The sequence below is a fragment of the Pseudoalteromonas piratica genome (assembly GCF_000788395.1).
Lineage (GTDB): Bacteria > Pseudomonadota > Gammaproteobacteria > Enterobacterales > Alteromonadaceae > Pseudoalteromonas > Pseudoalteromonas piratica.
Genome location: NZ_CP009888.1, coordinates 1,612,340 through 1,638,573, shown reverse-complemented (window position 1 = coordinate 1,638,573; position 26,234 = coordinate 1,612,340). Strand labels below are relative to the sequence as shown.

The 26,234-nt window shown below is 40.1% G+C and carries 34 protein-coding genes; 14 read left to right on the top strand and 20 right to left on the bottom strand.

What is annotated here, in order from left to right:
• Positions 1-17 precede the first annotated feature (17 nt).
• From OM33_RS07505 to murJ, 8 genes are all read right to left on the bottom strand, one after another.
• A complete protein-coding gene (locus tag OM33_RS07505) occupies positions 18-722 on the bottom strand; it encodes a LytR/AlgR family response regulator transcription factor (RefSeq protein WP_038640512.1) in 705 nt (234 codons plus the stop codon).
• Between the two features lie 2 nt (positions 723-724).
• Positions 725-1,726, bottom strand: a complete 1,002-nt coding sequence (locus OM33_RS07500; RefSeq protein WP_038643142.1) for a sensor histidine kinase — start codon at positions 1,724-1,726, stop codon at positions 725-727.
• A 24-nt stretch (positions 1,727-1,750) separates the two neighbouring features.
• A complete protein-coding gene (gene ispH / locus OM33_RS07495; RefSeq protein ID WP_038640510.1) occupies positions 1,751-2,680 on the bottom strand; it encodes a 4-hydroxy-3-methylbut-2-enyl diphosphate reductase in 930 nt (309 codons plus the stop codon).
• Positions 2,680-3,120 carry an FKBP-type peptidyl-prolyl cis-trans isomerase gene (gene fkpB / locus OM33_RS07490; protein WP_038640508.1) on the bottom strand — a complete coding sequence of 147 codons (441 nt, stop codon included), beginning with the start codon at positions 3,118-3,120 and terminating at the stop codon, positions 2,680-2,682. The genes ispH and fkpB overlap by 1 nt, the downstream gene beginning before the upstream one ends.
• Entirely contained in the window at positions 3,117-3,605 is a 489-nt protein-coding gene (gene lspA, locus OM33_RS07485) for a signal peptidase II (protein ID WP_081991027.1), read from the bottom strand. The genes fkpB and lspA overlap by 4 nt, the downstream gene beginning before the upstream one ends.
• A gap of 9 nt (positions 3,606-3,614) precedes the next feature.
• Complete coding sequence (ileS, locus tag OM33_RS07480) at positions 3,615-6,443, bottom strand: isoleucine--tRNA ligase (RefSeq protein ID WP_038640504.1); 2,829 nt, start codon at positions 6,441-6,443, stop codon at positions 3,615-3,617.
• A gap of 25 nt (positions 6,444-6,468) precedes the next feature.
• Positions 6,469-7,395, bottom strand: coding sequence for a bifunctional riboflavin kinase/FAD synthetase (gene ribF, locus OM33_RS07475; protein ID WP_038640502.1), 927 nt, complete (start codon positions 7,393-7,395; stop codon positions 6,469-6,471).
• Between the two features lie 73 nt (positions 7,396-7,468).
• A complete protein-coding gene (murJ, locus tag OM33_RS07470; protein WP_267884424.1) occupies positions 7,469-9,031 on the bottom strand; it encodes a murein biosynthesis integral membrane protein MurJ in 1,563 nt (520 codons plus the stop codon).
• 288 nt (positions 9,032-9,319) lie between these two features.
• Between murJ and rpsT the strand changes: the two genes are divergently transcribed.
• Entirely contained in the window at positions 9,320-9,580 is a 261-nt protein-coding gene (rpsT, locus tag OM33_RS07465; RefSeq protein WP_010560657.1) for a 30S ribosomal protein S20, read from the top strand.
• 71 nt (positions 9,581-9,651) lie between these two features.
• Here rpsT and OM33_RS07460 read toward each other — a convergent pair whose 3' ends face one another.
• Positions 9,652-10,032 (bottom strand): response regulator, encoded by a 381-nt coding sequence (locus OM33_RS07460; protein WP_038640500.1) that lies wholly within the window; start codon positions 10,030-10,032, stop codon positions 9,652-9,654.
• Positions 10,033-10,131: 99 nt separating this feature from the next.
• On the opposite strand from OM33_RS07460, the gene OM33_RS07455 reads away from it, so the two are divergent.
• The 3 genes from OM33_RS07455 to smrA all read left to right on the top strand — a co-directional run bounded on the left by OM33_RS07455 (position 10,132) and on the right by smrA (position 11,545).
• Complete coding sequence (locus OM33_RS07455) at positions 10,132-10,587, top strand: hypothetical protein (protein ID WP_199922422.1); 456 nt, start codon at positions 10,132-10,134, stop codon at positions 10,585-10,587.
• Positions 10,588-10,680: 93 nt separating this feature from the next.
• Positions 10,681-10,920: a hypothetical protein gene (locus OM33_RS07450; RefSeq protein WP_038640496.1), complete on the top strand. Its 240-nt coding sequence runs from the start codon at positions 10,681-10,683 to the stop codon at positions 10,918-10,920.
• A gap of 49 nt (positions 10,921-10,969) precedes the next feature.
• Positions 10,970-11,545, top strand: a complete 576-nt coding sequence (gene smrA, locus OM33_RS07445; RefSeq protein WP_038640494.1) for a DNA endonuclease SmrA — start codon at positions 10,970-10,972, stop codon at positions 11,543-11,545.
• 14 nt (positions 11,546-11,559) lie between these two features.
• Here the strand turns inward: smrA and OM33_RS22915 are convergent, their stop codons facing one another.
• A complete protein-coding gene (locus tag OM33_RS22915; protein ID WP_267884423.1) occupies positions 11,560-11,694 on the bottom strand; it encodes a hypothetical protein in 135 nt (44 codons plus the stop codon).
• A gap of 129 nt (positions 11,695-11,823) precedes the next feature.
• Positions 11,824-12,741 carry a 2-hydroxyacid dehydrogenase gene (locus tag OM33_RS07440; protein ID WP_038640492.1) on the bottom strand — a complete coding sequence of 306 codons (918 nt, stop codon included), beginning with the start codon at positions 12,739-12,741 and terminating at the stop codon, positions 11,824-11,826.
• A gap of 155 nt (positions 12,742-12,896) precedes the next feature.
• Between OM33_RS07440 and OM33_RS07435 the strand changes: the two genes are divergently transcribed.
• Positions 12,897-13,544, top strand: a complete 648-nt coding sequence (locus OM33_RS07435; RefSeq protein WP_038640490.1) for an OmpW/AlkL family protein — start codon at positions 12,897-12,899, stop codon at positions 13,542-13,544.
• Positions 13,545-13,632: 88 nt separating this feature from the next.
• Here OM33_RS07435 and OM33_RS07430 read toward each other — a convergent pair whose 3' ends face one another.
• Both OM33_RS07430 and fadR read right to left on the bottom strand, forming a co-directional pair.
• The gene (locus OM33_RS07430) at positions 13,633-14,238 is read right to left on the bottom strand and encodes a peroxiredoxin C (RefSeq protein WP_010560664.1); all 606 of its coding nucleotides are present in this window, start codon (positions 14,236-14,238) and stop codon (positions 13,633-13,635) included.
• A gap of 359 nt (positions 14,239-14,597) precedes the next feature.
• Entirely contained in the window at positions 14,598-15,320 is a 723-nt protein-coding gene (gene fadR / locus OM33_RS07425; protein ID WP_038640488.1) for a fatty acid metabolism transcriptional regulator FadR, read from the bottom strand.
• A 271-nt stretch (positions 15,321-15,591) separates the two neighbouring features.
• Here fadR and dsbB point away from each other — a divergent pair, with 271 nt between their 5' ends.
• Positions 15,592-16,116 carry a disulfide bond formation protein DsbB gene (gene dsbB / locus OM33_RS07420; RefSeq protein ID WP_038640486.1) on the top strand — a complete coding sequence of 175 codons (525 nt, stop codon included), beginning with the start codon at positions 15,592-15,594 and terminating at the stop codon, positions 16,114-16,116.
• A 1-nt stretch (position 16,117) separates the two neighbouring features.
• Entirely contained in the window at positions 16,118-16,432 is a 315-nt protein-coding gene (locus OM33_RS07415) for a DUF6170 family protein (RefSeq protein ID WP_038640485.1), read from the top strand.
• Positions 16,433-16,458: 26 nt separating this feature from the next.
• Here OM33_RS07415 and OM33_RS07410 read toward each other — a convergent pair whose 3' ends face one another.
• Positions 16,459-16,779 carry a ComEA family DNA-binding protein gene (locus tag OM33_RS07410; RefSeq protein ID WP_038640483.1) on the bottom strand — a complete coding sequence of 107 codons (321 nt, stop codon included), beginning with the start codon at positions 16,777-16,779 and terminating at the stop codon, positions 16,459-16,461.
• Between the two features lie 163 nt (positions 16,780-16,942).
• On the opposite strand from OM33_RS07410, the gene OM33_RS07405 reads away from it, so the two are divergent.
• From OM33_RS07405 to OM33_RS07390, 4 genes are read left to right on the top strand one after another with little or no spacing between them, the layout of a single operon-like run.
• A complete protein-coding gene (locus OM33_RS07405) occupies positions 16,943-17,677 on the top strand; it encodes a TrmH family RNA methyltransferase (protein WP_038640480.1) in 735 nt (244 codons plus the stop codon).
• A 3-nt stretch (positions 17,678-17,680) separates the two neighbouring features.
• Positions 17,681-18,415 carry a 5-oxoprolinase subunit PxpA gene (locus OM33_RS07400; protein ID WP_038640478.1) on the top strand — a complete coding sequence of 245 codons (735 nt, stop codon included), beginning with the start codon at positions 17,681-17,683 and terminating at the stop codon, positions 18,413-18,415.
• Positions 18,408-19,100: a 5-oxoprolinase subunit PxpB gene (pxpB, locus tag OM33_RS07395; protein ID WP_038640475.1), complete on the top strand. Its 693-nt coding sequence runs from the start codon at positions 18,408-18,410 to the stop codon at positions 19,098-19,100. The genes OM33_RS07400 and pxpB overlap by 8 nt, the downstream gene beginning before the upstream one ends.
• Complete coding sequence (locus OM33_RS07390) at positions 19,093-20,019, top strand: 5-oxoprolinase subunit C family protein (protein WP_038640473.1); 927 nt, start codon at positions 19,093-19,095, stop codon at positions 20,017-20,019. Before pxpB ends, OM33_RS07390 begins: the two co-directional genes overlap by 8 nt.
• 48 nt (positions 20,020-20,067) lie before the next feature.
• On the opposite strand, the gene OM33_RS07385 is transcribed toward OM33_RS07390, so the two are convergent.
• Positions 20,068-20,517: an Hsp20 family protein gene (locus OM33_RS07385; protein WP_010560673.1), complete on the bottom strand. Its 450-nt coding sequence runs from the start codon at positions 20,515-20,517 to the stop codon at positions 20,068-20,070.
• A gap of 218 nt (positions 20,518-20,735) precedes the next feature.
• On the opposite strand from OM33_RS07385, the gene OM33_RS07380 reads away from it, so the two are divergent.
• From OM33_RS07380 to OM33_RS07370, 3 genes are all read left to right on the top strand, one after another.
• Positions 20,736-21,227 (top strand): TlpA family protein disulfide reductase, encoded by a 492-nt coding sequence (locus tag OM33_RS07380; protein WP_052140932.1) that lies wholly within the window; start codon positions 20,736-20,738, stop codon positions 21,225-21,227.
• 57 nt (positions 21,228-21,284) lie between these two features.
• On the top strand, positions 21,285-21,563 hold the full coding sequence (gene ppiC, locus OM33_RS07375; protein ID WP_010560675.1) for a peptidylprolyl isomerase PpiC: 279 nt from the start codon (positions 21,285-21,287) through the stop codon (positions 21,561-21,563).
• Positions 21,564-21,690: 127 nt separating this feature from the next.
• Entirely contained in the window at positions 21,691-21,957 is a 267-nt protein-coding gene (locus OM33_RS07370) for a GrxA family glutaredoxin (protein WP_038640471.1), read from the top strand.
• Between the two features lie 79 nt (positions 21,958-22,036).
• Here the strand turns inward: OM33_RS07370 and OM33_RS07365 are convergent, their stop codons facing one another.
• The 5 genes from OM33_RS07365 to prmB all read right to left on the bottom strand — a co-directional run bounded on the left by OM33_RS07365 (position 22,037) and on the right by prmB (position 26,174).
• The gene (locus OM33_RS07365; RefSeq protein WP_038640469.1) at positions 22,037-22,312 is read right to left on the bottom strand and encodes a YfcL family protein; all 276 of its coding nucleotides are present in this window, start codon (positions 22,310-22,312) and stop codon (positions 22,037-22,039) included.
• Positions 22,313-23,440 carry an ATP-NAD kinase family protein gene (locus tag OM33_RS07360; RefSeq protein WP_038640467.1) on the bottom strand — a complete coding sequence of 376 codons (1,128 nt, stop codon included), beginning with the start codon at positions 23,438-23,440 and terminating at the stop codon, positions 22,313-22,315.
• Positions 23,424-23,978 carry an elongation factor P hydroxylase gene (locus OM33_RS07355; protein ID WP_038643137.1) on the bottom strand — a complete coding sequence of 185 codons (555 nt, stop codon included), beginning with the start codon at positions 23,976-23,978 and terminating at the stop codon, positions 23,424-23,426. Before OM33_RS07355 ends, OM33_RS07360 begins: the two co-directional genes overlap by 17 nt.
• Positions 23,979-24,064: 86 nt before the next feature.
• On the bottom strand, positions 24,065-25,165 hold the full coding sequence (gene aroC, locus OM33_RS07350) for a chorismate synthase (protein WP_038640465.1): 1,101 nt from the start codon (positions 25,163-25,165) through the stop codon (positions 24,065-24,067).
• 76 nt (positions 25,166-25,241) lie between these two features.
• Positions 25,242-26,174, bottom strand: a complete 933-nt coding sequence (prmB, locus tag OM33_RS07345) for a 50S ribosomal protein L3 N(5)-glutamine methyltransferase (protein WP_010560681.1) — start codon at positions 26,172-26,174, stop codon at positions 25,242-25,244.
• Positions 26,175-26,234: the final 60 nt, after the last annotated feature.

The window sequence follows — 26,234 nt, the reverse complement described above, 5'->3', positions numbered from 1 at the left end:
CCGATAAACGGTATTTATTATTTAAGTAATTGCTTTAAGTTAGGCCACTCACGTCGGCTAATCTCAATTTTGTCATCCAAATCAATTAACTTTAACCAGTGCTTGTTATGATCATGACCAACTTCACTCAGGTAACTACTGTTCACAATGGTGTTGCGATGAGCGCGAACAAAAAAGAGGGGGAAATCATTTAATAATTTTTTAAGTGATCCTTCAATTAAAAAACTGCGTGTCGGTGTAACTACTCTAAGATATTTATCTTCTGTCTTTATCAACCTAATATCAGCGATTAATATCTGTTTGTGCATGCCATTTTCTAGATAATCTAGTGCTTCTTGTTGTTTTAGTGCTGTTTGTGCACGGTGAGTCAATTGCAGCCCTGATATGATCTTAGCAAGCGATGCTTCATCAATTGGTTTTACAAGGTACCCTTGCGGTAATACCGAAAACGCAGGCAGGGCTTTATCTGGGTAGGCTGTAATAAAAACAATTGCAGGTGGTGGTTCTATTTCTTTCAATTTTTGCGCGAGCTCTATGCCTGACATACCTGGCATTTCGATATCTAAAAGCGCTAAATCAGGCATTACATCGCCGCATATTTTCAAGGCTTCATTTGCATTGCAAGCTAAAGGCAATAGCGAAAAATCAGGGCGCAGTTTTTGCAATAATCTCGCAATTCTGGCTCTTGCTAAAGGCTCATCATCAACAATTAAAACATTCATAGCTATCTCGGTATAACTAATTTAGTGCGATAATTTTCATCTTGAATAAAGTGTGTAAGCTTAGCTCGCTTGCCAAAATACATAGTTAAGCGCTCTTTAATATTCTCAACTGCAATGCCGTTTGAAGGGCGTGATTTTGATGCCTGTTGCAAGTAAGGATTATCAATAATAAATGAAATAGAACTGCTACTGACCAATAACTGTATTGAGACAGTAGAGGCTGCTTCATTTGGTTCTACCCCATGACAAATAGCATTTTCCAATAGCGGCTGAATGGTTAATGCGGGTACTTTCAATTCAGGCAACTTTTCTGGCAATTGCCAGTCTATCGTTAATCTATCGCCAAAGCGCCATGACTCTACCAACATATACTGCTGCGCGAGTAAAACTTCTTTTTCTAACGGAATTGCCTCATCACAATGCATTGCTGCACGTGATAAATCAGCAAGCGCCAAAATCGTTTTTTCTGCATCTTCTGCATTATGATAAACAAGTTCAGCCGCCATATTTAAACTATTAAATAAAAAATGTGGTCTGATGCGCGCCTGTAACGAGCTTAGTTGAGCTTGTGTAGCAATTTGTTCTGAGTAGCCCCGCTCTGCATGCATAATACTAAATTGGGCATAAAGCACGGCTATAATAAGTGCAATGAGTAAGTTTCGGCTCAAAAATTCAAACAATGAAATGGAGTTTAATATCTCAAGCGTAAACACTAAATAACTAGTCGCTAATGTAAAGCTGCAAATCACTAAAATGAGCACTATCAACTGTTGCTGATAGCTTGCATTTGCAAGTTGCTTTTTTAAAAGATAGATAGAGCTTAAACTCGCTAGTGATACGAAATGAATAAACAAACTAACAGGCGCTAAAGTGAGCCAAGGATCGGATTTGATAAGCGGAGAAAACGTTAAAATAATAGCGAGTAATTGACCAACAATAATAACTGCCAGCAGTGCTCTATCATTAAGTAAGCTTGCTAATAAATCACCTTTAATTTGACTCATTGAAATCATTAGCAAGCCTTAAAATTATCTCAATTCAGCGGGTACCGCAAAAATGATATTTTCTTCTTCACCTGGGTTTTCAACTACTTCAGTTCCCCCCCAAGCTTTAAGTTGGTCAACAACTTGTTGAACTAGCACCTCTGGCGCAGAAGCTCCAGCTGTCACACCTACAGTACCAATTGTTTCAAACCAGCTTTGCTCCATCATTGTAGCGTCATCAATCAAATGTGCTGGCGTGCCTACTTTCGCACTAAGTTCGCGCAGACGATTTGAATTAGAACTGTTTTTGGCGCCAACAACTAATACTAAGTCAGCTTTATCAGCTAGATCACGTACTGCATCTTGACGATTTTGTGTTGCATAACAAATATCGTCTTTACGAGGACCGTGGATATTTGGAAATTTAGCACGGAGTGCATCAATCACATCAGCTGTGTCATCAACCGACAGTGTTGTTTGGCTGCAATAAAACAAGTTATCAGGGTCTTTTACCGATAAAGTCGCAACATCATCCGGTGTTTCAACCAGATAAATACCGCCTTCATCATTATCGTATTGCCCCATAGTACCTTCAACTTCAGGGTGACCATGGTGCCCTATAAGAACACACTCAGTGCCTTTGCGACTCGCGCGCGTTACTTCCATATGGACTTTAGTTACTAGCGGGCAAGTAGCATCAAATACTTTAAGCTCGCGACGCTTAGCTTCTTGTCTGACGGCTTGCGATACACCATGTGCACTAAAAATAACAATATTATCATCAGGCACTTGGTGAAGTTCTTCTACAAAAATGGCACCGCGGTCTTTTAAGCGATTTACCACATATTTGTTGTGTACCACTTCATGGCGTACATAAATGGGTGGTTTAAACAGGTCAAGTGCCCGTTCAACAATACTAATTGCTCTATCAACACCTGCGCAAAAGCCACGCGGATTCGCCAATAAAATATTCATTAGTTTCGCACTTCTAAAATTTCAACTTCAAACTCGACATGTTGACCTGCAAGTGGATGATTAAAATCAACCGTTACAGAGTCACCTGCTACTTCACGAATTAAACCAGGTAAATCAGTACCATCTGGCTGTGTAAACGCGATAATTGCGCCTACTTCAGCAGGTGTATCAGAACCAAATTTACTACGGTCAACATAATAAATGTTATCTGGGTTTGGCATACCAAACGCATCTTCAGGTGCTAGCTTAAAGCTTTTTTCGTCGCCTGCTGATAAACCTAATAAACACTTTTCAAAGTTTTCAGTTAAGCTACCATCACCCATAACTAATTTTGCTGGTTTGTTATGAACTTTTGTTGAATCGGCGGCAGAGCCATCTTCTAATTTGATTGAAAAGTGAAAAACAACTTCAGAATTTTCACCAATCTTTAAATCTGTCATTTATCGCTCTCTTTTTGCTCAAAAAACGCATCAAGTAACAGCAACGCTGCGCCAATGCTGATTGCTACATCAGCGATATTAAACACAGGGAAATCATATTGCTGATAATATACATGAAGAAAATCTATTACGTATCCATGTACTAAGCGATCAATCAAATTACCAATTGCACCAGCTAAAACTAATGCATACGCACTACACAGTAATTTATTAGTTGCTGGTAATTTCTTTAGCCAATAAATCAGCAGCACACTGATTGTTACTGCAATCGTACTAAAAAAGTATTTTTGCCAGCCACCGGCCTCACTTAAAAAGCTAAACGCAGCTCCATAGTTATGTACATAGGTAAAATTAAATACTGGTAAAATATCAATAGTTTGGTAGAGAGACATCTCAGTACTCACTACCCATTTAGTTATTTGGTCTAGTGCCAGCAAAACAATGCTGAGCACTAACCAAATAAGACCACTACGTCCTTTTAACACGCCTATCCCCTAAGCAAATTGACGAACTTCACCTTCGCCATCTACGTTAGTTACACAGCGGCCACAAATATCTTTGTGCTCTTCATGAGTGCCCACATCATCACAATAGTGCCAACAACGCTCACATTTTTCAGCAGATGTTGCTGAAACAGTAATGAAGAGACCTTCAATATCACTTGCAATGGCATCTTCCGGGCGATTTTCTTTGCTTTCAACAACCGCTTTAGAAGTTAATAATACAAATCGTAGTTCATCACCTAGCGCAACTAATTGCTCTTCCAGTGATTTACCTACATAAAGAGTTACTTCCGCCTGTAGCGTTGCACCAATCTTTTCTTCTTTACGAGCGGCTTCAAGTACTTTGTTTACCTCAGCGCGTACTTCAAGTAATTGCTGCCAGAAAGCGTTATCTAGCTTAGCTGAATCTGCTTTTACAAGACCCTGATACCATTCACCTGTAAAAACAAACTCATCACGCTTACCTGGTAGTACTTGCCAGATTTCTTGAGCAGTAAAGCTCATAATTGGTGCCATCCAGCGCGTCATTGCTTCAGCAATATGATAAAGCGCAGTTTGACATGAACGACGTGCAACACTGTCAGCCTTTGCTGTGTACTGACGATCTTTGATCACATCTAAGTAGAATGAACCTAATTCAACAGTACAGAAGTTCATTAACTTTTGAGTTACTACAAGCATTTGATATTCATCATACGCTGCTACAAGTTCATCTTGTAATACCGCAGCACGATCTAAAATCCAACGGTCAAGGGCAACCATTTCATCTGCTGCAATCATGTCCGTCTCTGGATTAAAACCATTTAGGTTCGCTAATAAGTAACGAGCAGTGTTACGAATACGGCGGTAACGATCTGCAGAGCGTTTGAAGATTTCATCAGAAACCGTCATTTCAGCAGTGTAATCCGTTGATGCAACCCATAAACGTAGGATATCGGCACCCATCTTGTTCATAATGTCTTGTGGTGAAATAACATTACCAAGTGACTTAGACATTTTGCGACCATTTTGATCAACGGTAAAGCCATGAGTAAGCACTTGCTTATATGGTGCGTGACCGTTAATGGCAACTGATGTCATCATTGATGACATAAACCAACCACGGTGTTGGTCAGAACCTTCAAGATATAAATCTGCAGGGCCTGTTAGTTCTTCACGTGCATCGACAACACATGCGTGTGTTACACCTGAATCAAACCAAACGTCAAGCGTATCTTGTACTTTTACGTATTGCTCAGCATCTTCAGCACTTAGTAGCTCAGTTACATCTAAGTCATACCAAGCTTGAATACCCTTTTCTTCTACCTTTACAGCAACTTGCTCGATAAGTTCAGCAGTATTCGGGTGTAGGCTACCGGTATCTTTATCAACAAATAATGCAATTGGCACACCCCACGTACGCTGACGTGAAATACACCAATCTGGACGGCCTTCAACCATGTTCGCAATGCGGCTTTCGCCCCACTCAGGTAACCACTGTGTCTTTTTAATTTCGTTTAATGAATCTTGGCGTAAGTTAGCCTGATCCATGCTAACAAACCACTGTGGTGTTGCACGGAAAATAATTGGCGTTTTGTGGCGCCAACAATGTGGGTAACTGTGATTAAGCGCATGGTGGTGCATTAACGCACCTTTTTCAGTTAATACGTCAATTACGCTCGCATTCGCTTTAAATACATGTTGGCCTGCAAATAGTTCGGTATCAGGTAAATACACACCATTTGCACCTACTGGGTTAGCTACTTCTAAGTTATATTGCTGACCCACAACAAAGTCTTCTTGACCGTGACCTGGTGCAGTATGAACAGCACCCGTACCAGAATCAGTTGTTACGTGCTCACCTAAAATCACAGGAACAGTGAAATCGTAGAATGGGTGGTTTGCTTGCAATAATTCAAGGTCTGAACCTTGGCAATAACCAAGTGCATGGAACTTATCCACGCCGTAACGATCCATTGCATCTTTAACAAGATCAGATGCTAATACTAAACGCTGTTTACCTTGTTCAGTTTCAATTTGCACTAAGCTGTACTCAAGACCTTCGTGCACTGCCACACCACGGTTCGCAGGCAGTGTCCAAGGTGTTGTTGTCCAAATAACAATGCTGATATCGCCTTCACCTTCATGACCATCAGCTAAATTAAATTTAGAGATAAGTGCTGCTTCATCAACAAAAGTAAACTTAACGTCAATTGCAGGTGATTGCTTATCTTGGTATTCAACTTCTGCTTCAGCAAGTGCCGAACCACAATCAGTACACCAATGAACTGGCTTAGAACCTTTATGTAGGTGACCATTTTTAATAATACGACCAAGCACGCGAATCGCGTTTGCTTCGAAATCGAAGTTCATTGTTAAGTAAGGTTTGTCCCAATCACCAAACACACCTAAGCGTTTAAAGTCAGCCTTTTGACCTTCAACTTGCTTTTTCGCGTAGTCGCGACATTTCTCACGGAATTCAGCAACTGATACTTTTTTACCCGGTTTGCCTACTTTCTTCTCTACTTGTAGCTCGATTGGTAAACCATGACAGTCCCAACCAGGAACGTATGGCGCATCAAAGCCTGAAAGCGTCTTAGACTTAATAATAATGTCTTTTAGAATTTTATTTACAGAGTGACCTAAGTGAATATTGCCATTTGCATACGGAGGACCATCATGCAAAATGAATGATTTCTTGCCTTTTTTAGCTTGACGAATTTGACCGTAAAGATCTTTCTCGTACCAAGATTTAAGCATTTGTGGTTCGCGTTGTGCTAAGTTACCACGCATTGGAAACTGAGTTTCCGGCAAATTTAAGGTATGTTTGTAGTCGCTCATTTAATTCTACTTTCCGTATCGGCTACTAAATTAAATCAAAATAGGCTTTTGCAGCTTCAACATCACATGAAATCTGTGTTGTTAACTCTGAAAAGCTATCAAACTTTTTTTCATCACGAAGTTTACGCATCGGCGCCACTTCGATAACTTGACCATAAAGGTCACAATTAAAATCAAATAGGTGCGCTTCTAAAAGGGTGCGCTTGCCATTAAAGGTAGGTTTAATACCTATATTAGCAACCCCATAATAACTCTTATCGGCTACTGTCACTTTTACACAGTAAACGCCACTTAACGGACTGACTTGTCGTTTAAGTGGGATATTGGCTGTCGGAAAACCAAGCTCACGCCCTTTTTTCCAACCATGAACTACTTTACCAGTTACACTATATGGTCTGCTGAGCATATCATTGGCAATTTCAATATCACCCTGATTAAGTGCATTACGTATAGCTGTGCTACTAACACGACAATCTTTTTGTCTTAAGCTAGCAGTGCTTTTTACTTTAAAGTCATAACGAGCGCCATTTGTTTGCAACATCTCGTAATTACCGGCACGACCTTTACCAAAACGGAAGTCATCACCAACGGTAAGCGCCACAATTCCTAGTTTCTCAACTAAAATACGCTGCACAAACTCATCGGCTGACTGATTTGCAAAGGTTTCATTAAATTTAATGCAGATAACACGTTCTACACCTAATTTTTCAAGCAGCGCTAATTTATCGCGTAAACGGGTGAGCCTTGCTGGCGCATCACCTTTTCTGAAGTACTCTTGAGGTTGAGGTTCAAAAATCATCACTGTACTAGGTAATTGATGCTCTTTTGCATCTTTAATTAACCCTTTAATAACAGCTTGATGACCTAAATGTACACCATCAAAGTTACCAATAGTTAACACACAGCCTCTGTGTTTTGGCCTTATGTTGTGTATACCGCGGATTAACTCCATTACGTACTAAGAAACCTCAAAAAAAGTGAATTAAATTTTAAGCGCCCGATTATAGACTTTTTTTGCTCGATGATCAGTTAATATTTTTTATTTGTCTGAATCGCACACCCATTAACAGTAATAGTGCAAAATAAATAACAACAGCAGACACAATAAATCCACTTAATAGAATTACTTGATGCATAAACCCTTGTTGCTGCCATACAAAATAATTTTGCAATTGATAAACCGCAACAAACATTAAAACACTTGAAATAAGACACTTAATAAAAAACCAAAGCGTATTTTTTGATACGTGGTAAACCTGCTGTTTTTGTAAAAAATAATAAAGCAAAATTGCGTTACACGTTGCAGAAAGCGATGTGGCAAGTGCCAACCCTAAATAACCAAAAACAGGCGCTAGTATTAAATTAAACACCATATTTAATACCATTGCCGCAACACCAATTTTGGCGGGTGTTTTGGTATTTTGTTTTGCGTAAAAAGCAGGTGCCAAAACTTTAATTAACATAAAGCTCAAGAGCCCTGTAGCATACGCGGTTACGCCCATTGCTACTTTATCAACATGATTGCCGCTCGCCATAAACTCACCATGGCCAAATAATACGTTGATAATAATAGGAGCTAACGCGATTAGACCAAAACAAGCGGGAATTCCGAGCCATATAACAAATCTCACTCCCCAATCTACAGTCGCCTGAAATTGTTGCGGGTCATCATTAACATGTAATTTTGATAAGGTTGGCAAAATAACCGTTGCGATACCAATGCCAAACAAGCCTAGTGGAAATTCAATTAAACGGTCAGAGTAGTAAAGCCAAGCCACAGAGCCGGTGACTAAAAAAGATGCAATAACGGTATCAAGCAATAAGTTAATTTGGCTGACCGATACGCCAAACATCGCAGGTAACATTAAAGTACGTACTTTTTTTACGTTTTTATCTCGCCAGGCAAACTTTGGTTTTACCAGCACTTTGTTTTTTCGTAAAAAAGGAAATTGAAACAACAGTTGCACCAGACCGCCAACAAACACACCGAGTGCCATGGCAAATGCGCCAAACTCAAATTTATCGTGAAAATAATACGCACAAATTATAATAGAAACGTTTAATAAAACGGGTGTAAATGCAGCTACCGAGAATTGGTTATATACGTTTAGCACTGCCCCAGAAAGAGCAACCAAACTAACGAAAAATAAATATGGAAATGTAAGCTTGAGCATTTGGCTGAAGAGTTCATATTTAAATCCTTCGGCACCGCCAGTAGCATATTCGTTGTACCAACCCGGTGCAAAAATCGCGGCAACCACACCAGATCCTAACACCCCAAGAATTGTGACAATTAATAACACCGTACCGAGTGTGCCTGTTGCTTGTGCTACAAATAGGCGAACACCATTATCACCGTCTTTTTCTTTCACCTCGGTCAATACAGGTACAAACGCTTGCGCAAACGCCCCTTCAGCAAATAAGCGACGCAAAAAATTGGGGATTTTATTTGCGAACAAGAAAATATCAGCAGCAGCTCCGGCGCCAAGTAAATGTGCGGTTACAGCATCACGGACTAACCCTAAGATACGCGATAAAAAGGTCATGAAGCTCACAACCATGCCAGATCGAAATAGGCCTTTCGCCACTGTTCCACCTATATTTTTAAGTCACAAAGTAAATTCAGTCGCTCAGTATGCCATAAACTTGCCACAGGGTGACATAACGCGAATCATTTTGTGGCGATAATTTATCTTGTTAAGTACTAGTATTAATAAGTGCTTATTTGATATACTCCCGCCACTTGTTCGGTTGAGGCAAGCCAGTACAGCTTTTAAGCTAAACAAAAGTGCAAAAGTAATTGACTTTTGCACTTTATATTGGCATATTCCTCGGCCTTTAAATTAAGCTTATTTTAAGATTGTTAGGAGCAAACCTTGGCTAACATCAAGTCTGCAAAAAAACGTGCTATTACGAGCGAAAAGCGTCGTCAGCACAACGCAAGCCGTCGTTCAATGATGCGTACTTTCTTCAAGAAAGTAGTTGCTGAAATCGAAGCGGGTAACAAAGAAGGCGCACAAGCAGCTTTCGAAAAAGTAGTTCCAGTTTTAGACCGTTACGCAACTAAAGGTCTAATTCACAAGAACAAAGCTGCTCGTCATAAGAGCCGTTTAGCTGCAAAAATCAAAGCACTTTAATTAGTACTTTATTTTGCAAATAAAAAAACCGGGTAACACCGGTTTTTTTATATCTAAAATTCATACTCTGACTAAATTGCAAGCTCAGGCATTAGCTTCTTCAAAATACCTGCAATCTTCTTTGGTGAAAAAGGCTTAACTACAAACCCCTTTGCACCGCGCTCTATTGCATCTTTCACATTTTCAACGGTTGAGTGCGCAGAAACCATGACGACATTCGATTCAGGAGAAATTTGATTGATTTCTTTGATTAGTTCTTTTCCATCACCATCAGGCAGCTCAATATCGAGAAAAATAACATCGTATTGCTTATCATTAATTTTCTCTATGCATTTTTGTGCTGTAGAAGCTTCATCTATGTTATTTAAACCAAAATGAATTAGTGTCTGGTGAAGAAAGTTTCTCACTGTCCCTACATCGTCTACTATCAAAATAGCATGCTCACCACTCATAAATCGTCCCGTATTTATTAATGAATTATATTGTTAAACTTATATACTTATAATTCAGATCACAAATTAATGACACTATTGTCAAACGAATTAACACATATGTCTATTAAAATTAAACGTCAGTCGCTAATGGGCGACTCAACCAGTAAGAAAAAAGTCAAAAAGCGCGAAGCACCCAAAAGTCGCGTTCAATCGCAGTCATCAAGTGCAAGCCAGTCACAAACAGCAAAATCGAGTGCGTCCTCGGCAAATAATAAACCCAAAAAAGGGCTTTGGTTCACAATTGCATTCTTTGCCCTTTTAGCAATTGTAATACCTAAACCAAAAATGATCTCCTACCAGAAGCTAAATGTAGTAGGCACAAGTATTTATTGGTCGGGTTTTTTAGGCATACCTGCAACTATTTTAGATTCTGATTTAACCTTGGCTGGAGAGATTGAACAAGGCAAGATCTACTTATGCGATGACATCAATCAAAATGTAGGATGTCAAAAATATCAAATAGTTAAAGAAGAAGGCTTTATTTCTGTTATATCTCACCTTATTTCAGATTAGTTTTTTTTATTTGAAAATGACAGATTTTCTCGTTTGAAGAAAACACTAAATGCTCCGATAATTCTCACCACTTAGAATTATCGGAGGCACCAAGTGGAACACTTAATCTTTTTATCAACAAATCTTGTTATTCTCGCTTTATGTATTGGTGCTTTTTTTATTAGTAATACTAAGGTCATTAAGCTTTTTGCTGTGATATCGCTTGTATCACTTTTCGCAATGCAAAGTATGACAACAGATCCGCAACAACATTTATCTAACATTACGCTTATTTTAATTAATGCGTTTTATCTTTTTAAAGTTTATACCCAGTATCAACTAGAACAGAACTAAGCATAGCGATACAATAATGGCATGATTTCGTAACAATCGAGAGCATGCCATGTCTCACTCAGACTCTGACTTTTTCCTTCAGCAAATGGCTGATGTTACACCGTTAAAGCAAGATGCCATTAACACCCCTAACAACAGTGCAAAAAACGCTCTGAGCAGTTTTTACAAACAACAAAGCAGTAAACAGCTGCTCCAACTGAAAGATGCATTAAAAAACACACAAGTGGAATTTGTTGCACCTGATGATTATATCAGCTTCAAGTCACCAGGTTTGCAAGCTGGGGTATTTAAAAATTTGCGGTTAGCAAAATACGATATCGATGCAAAAATAGAGCTACAAGGTCTTTCGATAAAAGAGGCGCAAGATACATTAATTAACGAGCTCTCTACTTGTCATCGCAGAAATATTCGCGTTGTGCTGATTAAGCATGGGGTTGGAAAAGAAAACACTGAGCAACCGGCTAAAATGAAAAGCTATGTTAACGCTTGGCTAGTTCACTTCCCATTTGTACTTGGTTTTCATACAGCACAAACTCAGCACGGTGGTTATGGATCAGTGTATGTGTTATTGAGTAAAAATGAACAAGCTAAGCTAGCAAACCGAGAAATTCACGCAAAAAAATAAGGCTCCATTGAGCCTTATTCTACATTTATAACTTCGGTTGTTTGGTTTACAACTTCATCAGCTTGAGTAAACCAAGCACTCACTCCTAAAAAAGCAACCAATAAAGCGACTGAGCTTAATTTGATGCCTTTAGTCATTGCGCGGTGCATAACTCCCCCAAATATATTTTTATTATTGTTTTTTAGTACATAACTTGTACTGAGAAATTATTGTAAACAATTTACAAATTTTAACAACCCATTAAAAGACTGGTTTTACAACCAGTAATTAGTATTAATTTAATAACCCAATTCTCGGTTAACAACATTGAGTAAAGGCTTACCTGCTAACATTCTTAAATAGTTTTCACTTAATTGCTCTGTCACTGTGTCGACATTACTTAAGGCTGAGCAATGAGGGGTAATAGTGATTTGTTCATGCTGCCAAAATGGGTGTTCTGCGGGTAAAGGCTCGATATTAAAGACATCCAACACTGCATGCCCAACCTGACCGGTTTCTAAAGATGCTAATAAGCTTTTTTCATCAACCGTACTGCCACGTGATACGTTGATTAATACCACACCTTTTTTAGTTTGATTCAGTAAGGATTGATTTATAATATGTGTTGTATCAGTTGTAGCTGGTAATAAACATACTATGTAATCAGCATCGTTCACAGCATCAACCAATTCATCAATGCTATAACTGTTAATACCGTCAAGTGACTTTTGTGTTCTCGACCAAACGCTCACATCGAACTCATTTAATTTAAGTAATTTGGCACAAGCTAACCCTAGTTGACCCGCACCTAAAATCGTAACCTTGTTACCAGCTCTCGCTCTTTTAGGTTTCCATTGCAGTGCATCTTGCTGCTTGAAATAACTTACTAGTCTGTGTTGGTAAGCAAGGATATGGGTCATTACATACCGACTCATATCTTTGGCTAACGTATTATCAACGATACGCGTTACCGGTATCTTTGGTAGATCTTGATAGTCTAAAATACTGTCTACCCCCGCACCAAAAGACGCGATTACTTTGCAATTAGTAAAAGGCGCAAATGATCCTTTGGGAGGTTGCCATGCAATTATATATTCAACGGCAAGTGGTTCTTTCACATTTGGCCAAACTTCAATTGGGGTATTAGGCAATAACAATTGAAATTTAGCGACGAGTTTATCGAGATTGCGATTGGGAATGACTAATAAAATACTCATAAATGCCCTTCACTTGGCCAAAAACTTAATCTAAATCAAATTCTAATGTTACTGACCACCTTTTGACTATCAAAACTTGATCTAGAACAGCTTTTAATTTTTTCAGCTACCGATAATAGCCACATCAAAACAAAAGATGATTCGGGAGATTATCGATGAAAAAATTACTAACTACAGCACTACTTACTTCAGGTCTTTTAGCAGCTCCAGCAATGGCTAAGCTTAGCGTTAACGTAGGTGCAATCCACGTAAACCCTGATAGCAGTGCAAGCCCTCTAAGCTTAGATGGCACAGGTGTAACAGTAGATAGCAATACACAGTTAGGTATTACTTTTGACTATGCTCTAAACGACAATTGGGTTGTTGAGCTAGTTGCAGCAACACCTTTTAGCCATGACATTAACGGCTCAGGCGGTTTAAATGGCGTAGCAATCGGTTCTACAAAACATCTACCACCATCACTATTTGCACAGTACCACTTTGGTAGCGCAGACAGCCAGTTCCGTCCTTTTGTAGGTCTTGGCGCAAACTACACTATTTTCTTCAGCGAAGAGGTTGATAGTGAACTTAAAGCGGCACTTGGTACAGATGACGTTGAACTTAAACTTGATGATTCATTCGGTTTAGCAGCGCAGGTAGGTGCAAACTATTCAATTAATGATAAATGGGGCATTCACGTAATGGCATCATACATTGACATCAATACGGATGCAGAAGTGTGGGCTAACGGTCAAAAAGCGGTTACTTCAGACGTAGCAATCGACCCATTCGTATTTATGCTTGGTGCTAAATACAAATTCTAATCAGAATTAAATACATAAAAAATCCGGCAGTTGCCGGATTTTTTATATCTATTGAAAGCTGCCATAAAGACAGCTCAACGAGTTTGACTTATAGGTCGCCTTCGTTTTCAGATAGGAAAGCTGCAACGCCAGCTGGGCTTGCATCCATACCTTTTTTGCCTTCTTCCCAACCTGCTGGACACACTTCACCGTGCTCTGAGTGGAACGCTAGTGCGTCAACCATGCGAAGCATTTCGTCGATGTTACGACCTAGTGGTAAGTCGTTAACTACTTGGTGACGTACGTTACCTTCTTCATCGATTAGGAAAGAACCACGGAAAGCAACGCCAGCTTCTGGGTGCTCAACGTCGTATGCTTGACAGATTTCGTGCTTAACGTCAGCAACTAGTGCGTATTTAACTGGACCAATACCGCCTTCGTTAACTGGCGTGTTACGCCATGCGTTGTGTGAGAATTGAGAATCGATTGAAACACCGATAACTTCTACGCCACGCTTTTGGAATTCTTCGAAACGCTTGTCAAAAGCGATAAGCTCTGAAGGACATACGAAAGTAAAGTCTAATGGGTAAAAGAAAACAACTGCTTTTTTACCTTTAATTGCTTCGTGTAAGTTGTAGCTATCTACGATTTCACCGTTGCCTAAAACTGCTGCAGCTGTAAAGTCTGGTGCCTTGCGGCCTACTAATACGCCCATTATTTTCTCCAATTATTTATAATGAAATATCCAGTTGCGATGATTTATCATCATCTCTGGCAATAAATATAATGCCTAAATAAAAAAAACCAAGAGTGCTTGGCTTTTATTTTTAACTTAAGAAAGTGTAACGAATCGATGTAGTTAAAGATAATCAATTAAAACGATAAGGCCGTTCGATAAAAGCGATTATGATACAAATCACGCGATAGTGAGTTTTGATTTATTGATAGGTTTTGTTTTTGCACAAGCCCTTTCCTTAGGATAGATGAAAGGCGTTACTTGCTTTGCTATTTCAGCCATAAAAAACAAAAAAACCAGCAGATATGCTGGCTTTCGTTGGCTAAGCGAGAAGTTAGTTATGCATCTTGCTCCATAATATCTTCTGGCATCGTTTCTCTAATTTCTTGCCATAATGCGCCTGACTCTAAACCATATTTACGCACTAAGAAAATAGACTCATCAAATTTGTTTTGCTCTGCTAATGCTTTTAATTCTGCAAAAAACTTAAGCGCCAACTTACGCGTGCGAGCATCAGCGAAGTAATGACGTGCAATACGCGCATAAAAGCCTTTAAAGCCATTAAGCGTTAAAACATAAATTGGATTACCACACGCAAATGCAAGTTCATGATGCATGCGATAGTCATAATCCGCAAACGCTTCTGCTGTATCGGCTAAATCATCAGCTCGAGTCAAGGTTTCAATTACTTTATCAGGGTTCGTTTTGATCGCTGAACGTGTGTAAATCGCACTGATGTTTGTTCGTGCAGAAAGCAACTGGTCAATAAGTTCAGGTACTTTACCTGAATCTAACTTGGCTAATGTCTCGAGAATATTAAGACCAGACGTTTCCCAGTAATTATTAACACGTGTTGGTTTACCGTGTTGAATAGTCAACCAACCATCACGTGCCAAACGCTGTAGCACTTCACGTAGCGTTGTACGTGTTACACCAATAAGCTCTGATAACTCTCGCTCTGCTGGTAGAATTGAACCTGGTGCGAACTCACCGTTCCAAATTGATTCAACTATGTATTCCTCAGCAAATCCCGCAGGGCTTTTGGCTTTAAAAATTCTCATGAAGTGTCCAGTCGTTCTTGTAATGCTTTTTTAGTCAAACTGATTGTACCAGATGCGATTGTTTGCACAAGCAAATAAATGCATAAGATAAAATAGTCTGTAAACTGTTTTTACCACAGCTCTGTTAATGTTTGTAACGCAATTCACAATTTAAAAATCACGTCAATCATCTGATTTACGCCATTTTACAAATTTCCATCGAAAATTCGTGCGAACCAGCCACGTTTTTTTTATAGTGTGCCCCAATACCAACGAACAAATAGTAACGTCTATGTTTTCAAAACTTGCCCATTGGCCAGAACAACGCTTACCTTGGCTTTTATTAGCTGGCATTGCGTTTATTCTTGAAGCTGCAGCACTTTTCTTCCAATATGCAATGGATTTAGGGCCATGCGTAATGTGTATTTACCAGCGTACGGCAATGTTGGGGCTGTTGTTCGCAGGTATTGCAGGTGCGATTAAACCGCAAAATGTCTTTGCTCGTGTTATCGGATTTACGCTTTGGGCTATCTCAGCAATCTGGGGCTATTTAATTGCTGCCGAACATATTGCTATGCAAAATAATACTGACCCATTTGCTTTTGCGGGTTGTGCATTTGAACCGAATTTCCCTGCATTTTTGCCACTGCATCAATTGGTGCCATGGTTTTTTGAAGTCACAGGCGACTGTGGCAACATCAGCTGGCAATTTCTTGGCCTAAGCATGCCAGGTTGGATGCAAGTGATCTTTGCAATTGCGAGTACTGTATTATTTATCGTACTAGTCACACGCCTTGTTTTTGCTAAAAAGATTTAATATGTATTTTTCAACAAAAAATATCCCAGAATTAGATGGATTATCAGTCCGAGAGAGACAAGAGGTTATCCACTTAGCAGTTGCAAGCTTGCCTGCAGGGAAAAAAATCACCTTGAATGTCATCAAGATTGCCTGCCTAACACCAATATTTTTATTGCTAGCAAATATTGAATCTTGGTGGCTACTTTTATACCTACTCATTGTAGGCTTATGTTACCCGCTAATTACCACACCGATAACATTGACGTTTATTAAGCCCCTGTTGGCAAACGCAAGAAAAGAATACGAAAATAAAAAAGATAAAGGGGCTAATTAGCCCCTTTCTTTGCGCTTATAAATATCTTAAAAGGCGACCTTGCCTTTTAATTTTGCGAGTGAGCGTTCTCCAAACCCTTTAATTTCACCTAATTGCTCCAGCGATTTTATCTGCCCATTTTGCTCACGATAATTAATAATTCGAAGTGCCCGCGATTCACCAATACCTGGTAAGGTTGCCAACTCCTTGGCATTTGCAGTGTTTAAATTAACGAGGGCTAATTTAGTCACTTCAGACACTTTATCATGATCAGGCTTTGTCTCATTCGGACTTGCTAAAACAGAACATGTGATCGAAGAAAATAATAAAGCCAATGCGCCTAGGATTGGCAAGGTTAGAATTTTCATAACGCGCTCCTTTGCGTAAGTGTTCAAACCATTTGAACGTTTGTGAGAGATATAAAGCATTTGCCTTACACTTTTAGGTATAGGCTAAAAATTCTTATTGTCAAAACCCTTCCGCCTCAAGCGATGAGTGATATAATTTTGTCAGATTTAAGAAGGGTACAGTATGATCTCTAAAAACCAGCTAAAACAATTACGTGCGTTATCTCAAAAAAAGCAACGTAAGTTACAAAATTTATTTTTAGTGCAAGGTGAAAAAAACGTACTCGAATTACTCGACAGCAATTTAGTTATTGAACAGCTTTTTGCAACCCAAATTTTTTGCGAAAAGCACGCTTCACGATTAACTGACCTCAACATCATCACTTGTGAAGAAGAGGAACTTGCTAAAGCTAGCACTTTAGTAAGTAATAATGCCGCCATTGCGATTGTTAAAACGCCAAAACAAGGTGAGTCAAACAGCCAAGGTATTTCCATTGTGCTTGATGGCGTTGCCGATCCAGGCAATTTAGGCACCATCATTCGCGTGGCCGACTGGTATGGCATTAATGAGCTGATTTTAAGCCCTGACTGTGCAGACCCTTATAATCCAAAAGTGATCAGCGCGACAATGGGAAGCTTTACTCGCGTCAATATTATTCAAACTGAATTAACTGACTACTTTAGTAAGCAAACTCGTCCTGTTTACGGCGCATACTTAGGCGGCGAAAGCATTCACTCAACCCAGTTTGAAAGCGACTTAATATTAGTGATGGGTAGCGAATCTCACGGTATTCGCGAGCATATTGCCAGTGCGATTAGCAAAAAAATAACTATACCTGCCTTTGGTCAGGCTGAATCACTCAATGTTGCTATGGCTAGCGGCATTATTCTCGATAACATTAAGCGCTGCCAAGGATAAACCATGAAACTCAATTGCGATTTAGGGGAAAGTTTTGGCCAATACTCGCTAGGTTGTGATGAACAAGCCATGCCAGTCATTGATATGGCAAACATTGCGTGTGGTTTTCATGCAAGTGACCCAAATGTAATGGCGCAAACACTGAGTCTAGCGAAACTTCATAATGTTGAGATAGGTGCTCACCCAAGTTACCCAGATAGGCAAGGTTTCGGCAGGCGCAGCATGCATCTATCAAATACCGAGCTGACCAATTTGTTGCACTTTCAAATCGCAACGCTTGAAGGCATGGCAAAAGTACAAGGGCTTAGCCTTAGCTATGTAAAGCCACACGGCGCACTTTATAACGATATGATGGCAAACTCCGAGTTACTTAACACCATTGCACAGGCAATCGCAAGTTACCCCTGTGAGTTAAAGCTAATGGTACTAAGTAGAGTTAATAACAGCCAAGCAATTCAAATCGCACAGAAAGCCGGCATTGAATTACTGTTTGAAGTCTTCGCTGATAGGCAATACACCCCTGATGGTTCCTTGGTTTCACGTAATCTTGCAGGTGCTGTGCACGATGAAACCAAGCTACTTGAGCAAGTGAGTGAGTTAAAGCAATTTGGCACGATCACCACCCGCGATGGCAGCAAGTTAACACTGCAATGCGACTCGCTATGTGTACACGGTGATAATCCTAGTGCAGTTGCTCAAATAGCAAAAATCAAACAGATTATTGGTAGCAATGAGTAACCCTAGCTATCGCATTTTTGATGCGAGCGAAAATGCCGTAATAGTTTACTTTAGTGATATTGTTTCAAGCGAGCAAACACAAAAAATCGCTGCCTTTTCACACGCTTTAAAGACGTCACTAGGTGAATTAATTGTTGATGTGACCCTTTCCTACACCAGTGCGTTAGTTACTTATCAAAGCCTTAGTATTGATCACTTCTCAATAAAGCAAAAAATTAAAAGCATACTTACCCAGCTAAACGATATTACATTTTCAGTAAAGCAAATCGAGTTACCCGCCTATTACCATAGCGAAGTGGGTGCTGATCTAAACACCATGGCAAAAGCAAAAAATCTGACTGTATCCGATATTATCAAATTCCACAGCGAGCAAATTTACAGTGTATTTGCCATTGGTTTTGCTCCTGGTTTTGCGTTTTTAGGTGAAGTAAACCCAATACTTGCCACTCCTCGCCTTGCGACTCCTCGTAAAAAAGTAGCCAAGGGTTCAATCGCCATCGCGGATAAGCAAACTGCGGTTTATCCAGCTGTATCTCCAGGTGGCTGGAATCTTATTGGTAATTGCCCTGTTTCACTATTTGATGCTGCGAATACCCCACCTTTGCCTTTTAATATTGGTGATAGCGTGAAGTTTGTACCTATTGAGCGAAACGAATTTATTCGTTTAGGAGGTCACATTGACTAGCATACTCAAAGTGATAAATCCTGGGCTTTATAGCTGCGTGCAAGATTTGGGGCGGTTCGGGCAAAACCATTTAGGCCTTACCACCGGGGGTTGTCACGATGCTTACGCCTTTAAAATTGCTAATGCCCTTGTCGGCAACCCAATTAATAGCCCAGCACTTGAGTTAACGCTAGGCGGCTTTCGTGCGGAAGTACTAGCACCAATAACAATTGCACTCACAGGGCTAAATGTCGGGTTTACGATTAACAATAAAAACCAAGCGCTTTGGCAAAGTATTCAAGTAGCACGTGGCGATGTAATTGAAATTGCAACGCCCCACATTGGTTTGAGGCACACGCTTGCAATCTCGGGTGGGGTCAAAGCACAGTCACACTTTACAAGTGTTAGTACTGTCATGCGTGAAGGACTTGGCTGCAAAATTGAAGCTAACACACTGATAAAACAGCAAGCACCTCGTTTTAGCAAGCAAAAGAGGTTACCTGCTAACTTAATACCTAATTTTTGCCAAAACACACCGCTTAATATGGTGCTTGCACTGCAACATCATGAATTTTCAGCGGCTGATTTGAACCGCTTTCTAAGTTCAAGTTATACCGTAACTGGGCAAAGTGACCGCATGGGTTATCGTATACAAGGTGCTGCATTAGAAAGCCCAACCGGTGCACGATTTTCTGAGGGTATTAACCTAGGTGCAATACAAGTCCCTGCCGATGGCCAACCCATCGTACTTTTAAATGATCGCCAAACCATTGGCGGCTATCCGAAACTTGGCTCAGTCACTGCATTAGATTGTGCAAACTTATTACAAAAGCGCGCAGGTGATGAAGTGGCGTTTAATGCGATTAGCATTGAAAAAGCGCAAAACCTTAATCACCTCGCCCAAGTCAAATTACAGCGCGCGCTCGACGCCTTAAACTAAAAAAGCACCTTGCGGCGCTTTTTGTGGTTGGAAAATCTGTTTTAAAGTTTATGCTTCTTCAAGTAACTCTTGCGTTGAGTTAATGGCAATTTTACGTGGCTTATGCGCTTCTGGAATTTCGCGAAGCAAAGTAATGTTCAATAAACCGTTTTCTAAATTTGCGCCTACAACTTTAACATGATCACCTAACTGGAATTTGTGCTCAAAGTTTCGCTCAGCAATGCCTTGGTGAATAAATTTACGCTCAGCTTGCGACTCTTTTTCTGCTTTAACGCCAGATACTTTTAGCGTGTTTTTCTCTGTTTCAATGGTTAACTCAGATTCTAAAAAGCCTGCAACAGCCATGGTGATTTGATAGTCATTTTCACCTAAAAGCTCAATATTGTACGGTGGAAAGTTTGATTGCTTGGTATTGCGACTCGCGTTATCCATCATTTGAGCTAAGTGATCAAAACCGATGAAAGAACGATAAAGTGGAGATAGATCTAAATTACGCATAGTATATATCCTCATAAAGCGATAATTGTCTTAAAAACGACTCTCCTAAAGCGGACAAGTCTTAAATAAAGTCAGGAAATTCAAATTGTTACCTGAGTAGAAAACCCTTATGGCGTCTTCATAACTAGATATGTGGTGGCTAAATTCTTTTTCAAGGTATTCATTTAAATTTTTTACTTATCCACCTAAATCACATCGTTAGGGAGCACTTTAAATATATGAAATTAAAGATAAAAGATATCATTAAAAATATTTTATTTTTTTCTGTGATTTTTTTCGTAATCACCTCTTTTCAGCAAAGAAACTTACTGAGTAACGACGAACCAGCACCTTATTTTAATTTAGAAACACTGCAAACCGGCGAGCGAATATCCATTAAATCGCTACAAAACCAACAAACGGTGGTTTACTTTTTTGCCCCTTGGTGCACCGTATGTAAACTCAGCATGCCAAACCTCGATAAACTGGCTAAGAATGGCAGTATCAATGCTATAGCCATTGCCGCTGACTATGAGAGCAAACAACAGGTTGAAGCATTTGTAGACGACTTATCCCTCAGAATGCAGGTGTTATTAGCCGATAGCCACACCGCTAGTAATTATAAAATTTCTGCGTTTCCCACTTATTATGTGATTTCAGAAGATTTAAAAATTATTGCCAAGTCGATGGGCTATTCCACAGAATTAGGCTTAAGAGCCCGTAGCTTTTAGACAAAATAGCCACAAGCCATTAAAATACGCGAATCTTAATTTGCATTCGAGAATCCAATGCCTAAAGCATGCGCGTACCACATCTTAGTTAATACTGAAAAACTCTGTTTAGAGTTAAAAGAAAAGCTTAAAAAAGGAGCTGACTTTAACAAGCTTGCAAAACAACATTCAACATGCCCGTCGCGCAAGCGCGGTGGCGATTTGGGCGAGTTTAATAAAGGCGATATGGTAAAAGCATTTGATGATGTGGTTTTTAAAAAGCCATTATTTGAAGTGCACGGCCCTGTAAAAACCAAATTTGGTTATCACCTAATTAAAACGGTATACCGCACTTAATTCTCTAAAAATAGTTTATTTAAAACCACCCATCGTTATTTGCGAATGATGCGATTGAGTTAATCAATTTCACAAATACGTTTTTCGCTGACACAATGGGCTTATTAAATTTAAAGAGGAAAGAATAATGTTTACAGTAATTTTTGGCCGTGATGGCTGCCCATTTTGTGTTCGTGCAAAAGAACTAGCAGAACGTTTAACTGAAGAACGTGATGATTTTAAATTCCGTTACGTAGATATTATTAAAGAAGGCGTATCAAAAGCGGATTTAGAAAAATCAGCTGGCAAGCCTTGTGAAACAGTACCTCAAATCTTCTTAGATCAAAAACACATTGGCGGCTTCACCGATTTCGAAGCATACGCAAAAGAGCACTTAGGCTTATACTCTGAGTAATACCAATTCAGTTATGTGTATAAAAAGTAAAAAAGCAGCCATTGGCTGCTTTTTTTGATTTTGAAAATGCGCAAAATACTTAAACAAGTTCTTTTACTTTTTCCCAAATCGCAACTACATGATCACGGTCTTCATCGGTTAGTTCACCATTGCGATACGCTTTAACCAGTGATTTTTCAATTTTTTCATTTAATTCATCACTACTTAAATCATCACCTTCAACTTGCGCGTAACCTACTTGCAAATCAAAGTGGCCACGTAAGTAACCACTTGCAAACAATTCATCATCGGTTGCTGTTTCAACCAGTTTATCAAAGAACTCATTGGCCTTATCAACATATCCTAAAAATTGCATTTATTTTTCCTCTTCAAGGCCCACTGCATACATCACATGATCGTTGTATCCAGTTACCACTTTTATAAAACCTGATAGTTCGTCATCTAACACGCTGTCGCCTGTGTCACAAATAAGCGGACGGCCATTTAGTGCTTGCAGTTTGCGTTTAGTAGCAACCACAATAATATTTTCTTTACCTACTTGGCGAATAAGTTCAGGGCTAAGCTGCTGATTGCCGCGACCAAAAATATGGCCTTGCCCACCAATTAAGGTAATCACAATTTTAGTCGGCTTGCCCTTGGTTAAATCAATTAGCTGCTGTGCGGTACAATCTGCGGCAATAACATCTTGGTCGAGCACTACATCAACACCGAGTAAGGTGTTTTCAAGCCCCATTTCATCCATAATTGCAGCAACGGTAGAGCCCGAGCCCATTACATAATATTCGTCATCTTCCATTTCTGACACAACATAGGCCGATAAGTCAGCAAGTACTAACTCATCCGTCTCTTTGCCACCGCTTTTAACGGCTTGCACATAGCGTAATTCACTTGGCACTTGCATTTCACCATAGCGTTTGGCCTTAACTACCCCTTCACGAAATGCCGATTCATCAATATCCATTACATCCGCATCTGAAAGCGTAACTAGCTCGCCGTTTATCAGCATTTCAACAACACGTCCTGCTGCTTTTGGGGTAATCGCATAAACGCCAGAATGGATTTTACAACCAGCAGGAATACCGAGTACGGTTGTATTATCGCTTACTGCACTGCACACATTACGCGCTGTACCATCACCACCAGCAAATAAAATTAAATCAACGCCTTGTTCAATTAAGGTTTTAACCGTGAGCTCAGTATCAGCAGGCGATGTATTCTCACCTACCGTCAATACAACCTCGGTACTAAACCCCATTTCTTCAGCAAGGGTTTGCCCCATTTTGCCACTTGGGGTAAATATTTGAATCTGTTCTTTATACGGCAAAAGCACTTCAAGTGCCGCTTGGGTGCGTTTATGCGATTTAGGCTCTGCACCAAGGGCAAGCGCCTCTTCAGTAACATTATCACTGCCTTTTAGGCCAACACTGCCACCTAAACCAGCAACAGGGTTAATAATAAGGCCTAGTTTAAACTGCTTCGTCATTGATTAATTCATCCTGCCAAGTAAATTGTGCGCGTGTTAACGGGTATGGTGTGTCATAAAAATCGCATAACGCCTTGATTAAGGTTTCCGTACGCTTATTAAACCCGCTCTCAAGTAACTCACATACCTTTTTGTAAACCTTACGCTGAAATGCAAAGCGACACGTTTGTGCGCCGTTTAAGTTATCTGCTGATACATTAAAATTAAAGCCAGCTGCTACACTGAGCGCCCATTCAATGGCTTGTGGATGCACTTCCACTTTTTCAAATTCAGCTTGCTGCGCTTCATCACGCCCATCAGGGCAATACCAGTAACCGTAATCTTCTAATAAACGTCTAGCCTCACCTGCCACTAACCAATGCGCCACTTCATGCAGGCCACTGGCATAATAGCCATGGGCAAATTCAATGCGATGGAATGGTGTATTGTCATCAGCTGGCAGGTAAATCGGCTCGCCATCGCCTTTCACTAAACGTGTGTTTAGTGTGCGCTCAAAACAGCTATTAAAGATGGTAATTAAATCTTGATAACGATGCATAACGATAGGTACAGCAAAAAATTGCTGGCATTTTAGCAAAAATAAAAAGGGGCTGAAATAGCCCCTTTTTTAAATATCGACAGTAATTATTCAGCTTGCCCTGGAATTGGGCCAGGCTGCACATTAACATGCTTGTTTTGCCCTTGATGACGCAATAAGTGGTCCATCAAGGTAATTGCCAACATGGCCTCGGCAATTGGAATTGCACGAATGCCCACACACGGATCATGACGCCCTTTGGTAATCATCTCAACCGCTTCGTTTTGTGTATTAATGCTTTTACCTGGCACTGTTATGCTCGATGTTGGTTTAAGCGCTATAGATGCGACAATATCTTGCCCGGTTGAAATGCCCGCAAGTACACCACCTGCGTGATTTGAAGTAAAACCTTCAGGGGTGATGGTGTCGCGATGCTCTGATCCTTTTTGCTCAATCACTTCAAAGCCGTCACCAATTTCAACGCCTTTTACCGCGTTAATGCTCATCAGTGAATGGGCAATTTCAGCATCTAAACGATCAAACACTGGCTCACCTAAACCCACCGGTACATTTTTCGCAACCACAGTAACTTTTGCGCCAATTGAATCACCTTCTTTTTTCAGCGCGCGCATATATTCATCAAGCGCATCTAGCTTAGTGCTATCTGGAAAAAAGAATGGGTTTTGTTCAACCACAGACCAATCAAATTGCTCTGCTTTAATTGGCCCAAGTTGCGATAAACACGCATTAATTTCAACACCATGAAATTGTTTTAAATACTTTTTAGCAATTGCGCCTGCTGCAACACGAATGGCTGTTTCGCGTGCTGACGAGCGACCGCCACCACGGTAATCGCGAATACCGTATTTATGCCAGTAAGTATAATCACCGTGACCTGGACGATATACATCGGCAATTTTTGAATAATCTTTTGAGCGCTGATCGCCATTTTCGATAAGCAGGCCAATGCTGGTGCCTGTCGTTTTACCTTCAAAAATACCCGATAAAATTTGAACAGCATCTTCTTCGCGGCGCTGCGTAGTGTAACGACTTTGTCCAGGCTTTCGTCTGTCTAAATCGATTTGCAAATCAGCTTCACAAATTTCTAACCCCGGCGGGCAACCATCGACCACCCCACCCAGTGCAATACCATGGCTTTCGCCAAAGGTACTCACCTTAAATAATTGACCTATACTATTTCCGGCCATAACGTCTCATTTCCTCATTCCCAAATGGCAGCGTTGGTAGATACAGTGCCGCCAAACTGCGTTTTTTACTTAGTGATTACCCTAAATGCGCAATTAAATCTTGTTTATTAATTGCAAACACGCCTAAGCCGCCGTGTTTAAATTCAATCCACTCAAATGGCACGCCAGGATAAAGCGCTTCCATATGTACCATAGAATTACCCACTTCAACAAATAACCAACCGTTATCAGTTAGATGCTCCGCCGCTTCATTTAATAATGTACGAGTAACATCAAGGCCGTCTTCACCTGACGCAAGGCCAAGTTCAGGCTCGTGATGGAATTCATCTGGCAGGTCGCCCATGTCTTCTGCATCAACATACGGTGGATTTGCCACAATTAAATCGTATTTTTGGCCAGGCACACCCGAAAACACATCCGATTGAATTGGGAAAACACGATGGTTTAACTGGTAATTTGAGATATTAATATCCGCGACTTCTAATGCATCAAACGAAATATCAACCGCATCTACTTCGGCATTTTCAAACGCCTGTGCCAGTGCAATAGCAATACATGCCGAACCAGTACACATATCTAAAATTCGGGTAACTTCTTGTTCTGGGTCGAGCCAAGTATCAAACTTTTTATTGATAAGCTCAGCAAACGGTGAACGTGGCACTAATACGCGCTCATCAACATAAAATGGTAGGCCTGCGAAATAAGCTTGATTGGTTAAGTAAGCAACTGGAACACGCTCATTAATGCGCGCAGCAATTAACGCCACCAGCGTTTCTTTTTCAGAGGTGGTCAGTTTGCTGGTTGCAAGCTCTTTTGGCGCATCAATCGGTAAACTCAATGCCGGCATAATTAATTGTACTGCTTCATCCCACGGGTTATCTGAACCGTGACCAAAGAAAATACCTGACGCAGCAAACTGACTGGTCGTCCAACGTAACCAATCATTAATTGTATTAAGCTCTGTAACGGCTTCTGTTTGCATTGCCGAATCTAAAAATGCCTGTTCCATAATCAAGTTTCACTAGTGTTTAAAAGCACTATTGTAACGGTTTAAAGGCGCAATACTCTA